Annotated in this window: 4 protein-coding genes and 1 pseudogene; 4 read left to right on the top strand and 1 reads right to left on the bottom strand. The window is 53.4% G+C overall.

The annotated features are described in order from the left end of the window. The 4 genes and pseudogenes from BQ7486_RS02115 to BQ7486_RS02100 all read left to right on the top strand — a co-directional run. A pseudogene (locus BQ7486_RS02115) lies at positions 1-450 on the top strand (hypothetical protein); the annotation flags it as partial. 188 nt (positions 451-638) lie between these two features. Continuing rightward, positions 639-767: a hypothetical protein gene (locus tag BQ7486_RS12345; protein ID WP_268874067.1), complete on the top strand. Its 129-nt coding sequence runs from the start codon at positions 639-641 to the stop codon at positions 765-767. A gap of 183 nt (positions 768-950) precedes the next feature. Further along, positions 951-1,151, top strand: coding sequence for an MFS transporter (locus BQ7486_RS02105; protein ID WP_143183003.1), 201 nt, complete (start codon positions 951-953; stop codon positions 1,149-1,151). Then, on the top strand, positions 1,151-1,657 hold the full coding sequence (locus tag BQ7486_RS02100) for a methylated-DNA--[protein]-cysteine S-methyltransferase (RefSeq protein WP_074008796.1): 507 nt from the start codon (positions 1,151-1,153) through the stop codon (positions 1,655-1,657). The genes BQ7486_RS02105 and BQ7486_RS02100 overlap by 1 nt, the downstream gene beginning before the upstream one ends. Positions 1,658-1,809: 152 nt before the next feature. On the opposite strand, the gene BQ7486_RS12450 is transcribed toward BQ7486_RS02100, so the two are convergent. Then, a complete protein-coding gene (locus BQ7486_RS12450) occupies positions 1,810-1,974 on the bottom strand; it encodes a transposase (protein ID WP_084765574.1) in 165 nt (54 codons plus the stop codon). Between the last annotated feature and the right edge of the window lie 43 nt (positions 1,975-2,017).

Here is a 2,017-nt window from a genome sequence, read left to right as displayed (position 1 = left end):
GTCCCCGCAAAACTGCGCCCGAGTCAGCACGATCCCGAAACGGGAACGTACCGTAAGAAGGCTCTTTGGGAGAGAAGTCATCAGTTGGGAGACACGGACTGGTACATGGACCGCGACCTTGCGGCCGCCATGAACCTGTATTTTGCGGATCCCGCCACTGACAGCTACGATCTGAAGGCTGAGCAATCAGCGCTTGCGAGGCTCAAACAAGTCTCAGGGAACGTCGGATCAGTAGTGCAGTACAAACCAGCGAATCGGCAAGACGAAGCAGTCCTTCGCCGGAACCGACGGATCGAGCTGATGAAGCCCGTACCCGTAGAGCGGTTGCGTTTTAAATGTTCCTGTGGTGCAGGGGACGCCCGGGCAGACAAGGCCTCAAAAACCTTGCCTGTTACGGGAAAGCCTGCACCGTGTCAGGAAACCCCGCGCTTTCAAGCGCGGGTTGTTTAGTGTCCCCGGAAAGCTCTTGTCGAAATCGCTCTGGCGCGATGAGGCGGCGGTGGCCGCTTGGCATGCTGATGAAGTGCACCGACAGTGTCAGCGGGAGGGAAAGGACTGCTGCTTTTCCCGTTTTGAGATCACGGTTTTAAAGCCTGTGGAACATTTCGGAAAGGGTCTTGAAAAAGGGGAGGTGCATCATGACTGAAATGACGGTCAGAGCTCAGAAGGTCGCCGGCGGCATGTTGGCGCTCACGGCGTCAGCGCACTTTTTAAACGACATGATTCAGTCGGTGATTCCGGCTTCCATTAGATGTCATAGCGGCTGAATATACCTTAAGCGAAAACTATGTGCATGTTTGGCTGCGTTTGGGCCAAGATTAAAAAATTTCGAAAGCCCGCATTCCTCCCGGGGCTCAAGCCCCGGGCTTCCTGCGGGCAATTCTGTGATTTCCTCCGCCTTTTCGGCCATACTTGTCTGTGCGCTCGATTTAAAGCCCGGTAAAACCGGAATGGTTTCGGGACTTTTCTTCGGTTTAAGTTTCGGTTTGGGCGGTATTGCGGCCGCCGCTTTTGGGTGGCTTGCCGACGTGACGGATCTGAAAACGGTGTTTGTCATTGCGTCGTTCACGCCGCTTTTGGGCGCTGTTGCACTGTTTTTACCCAAAGAAGCCGGGCATGATGCAGCAGTGCAGATGCAAAGGAGCCGGTAATGACTGTTTATGTCAAAGAATTTCAGGTGCCCTGCGGCGTGCTTTTAATCGGCTCCTGCGAGGGAAACCTTGTGATGAGTGACTGGCGGGACGGATGGCACTGTGCGAGCGTGCAAAAGCGCCTTGAGCGGTACTTTAAGGGGCCTTTCGTTGAAGGGACAAGCCCTGTGATTGAGGAGGCTCAAAAGGAACTCGCTGAGTACTTTGAAGGTAAACGCCGAACGTTTGACCTGCCGCTGGCCTTTGCCGGAACCGACTTTCAGAAAAGTGTCTGGCAGGCGCTTCAGAAGATCGGGTACGGCGAGACGGTGAGTTACGGGGAACTTGCGCGCCGCATAGGGCGCCCAAAGGCCGTGCGGGCCGTGGGCGTTGCGGTCGGCGAAAACCCGTTTTCCATCATCGTTCCCTGCCACAGGATTGTGGGTGCTGACGGCAGCCTCACGGGCTACGGCGGAGGTTTTGAGGCAAAGAAGTTTCTTTTGGGTTTGGAATCAGGAGTCCATTAACATCAAAAGTTATGAGTGCTCCTGTTGTTTTTGGACTTGTGCAAAATTTTGCACAAGTCCTGTGGTTTGTCAGTAAAAAAAGGCTCTTCGTGCATAGTTGTGGGTAAAAAAATCAAGCAACTACACCNGAAGGCTCTTTGGGAGAGAAATCATCAGTTGGGAGACACGGACTGGTACATGGACCGCGACCTTGCGCAGCATAAAAGCACCATTGCCTTGAGATTTTCAACATTACGAAACCCGTAGGCTTTCCGAATAATCAGCTTGATATTGTTGTTGACGGCTTCGACGCTTTTTTTTTTAGTAGTGCAGTACAAACCAGCGAATCGGCAAGACGAAGCAGTCCTTCGCCGGAACCGA

This window comes from Duodenibacillus massiliensis (genome assembly GCF_900128485.1).
GTDB classification, from domain to species: domain Bacteria; phylum Pseudomonadota; class Gammaproteobacteria; order Burkholderiales; family Burkholderiaceae_F; genus Duodenibacillus; species Duodenibacillus massiliensis.
Note: the sequence above shows the minus strand (reverse complement) of the source record. Positions and strands in the feature narration are given on the sequence as shown.

Bases quoted from the DNA above. Each gene is read 5' to 3' on its own strand.
- BQ7486_RS12345 (WP_268874067.1), top strand. From the start codon at position 639: ATGACTGAAATGACGGTCAGAGCTCAGAAGGTCGCCGGCGGCATGTTG.
- BQ7486_RS02105 (WP_143183003.1), top strand. From the start codon at position 951: ATGGTTTCGGGACTTTTCTTCGGTTTAAGTTTCGGTTTGGGCGGTATT.
- BQ7486_RS02100 (WP_074008796.1), top strand. From the start codon at position 1,151: ATGACTGTTTATGTCAAAGAATTTCAGGTGCCCTGCGGCGTGCTTTTA.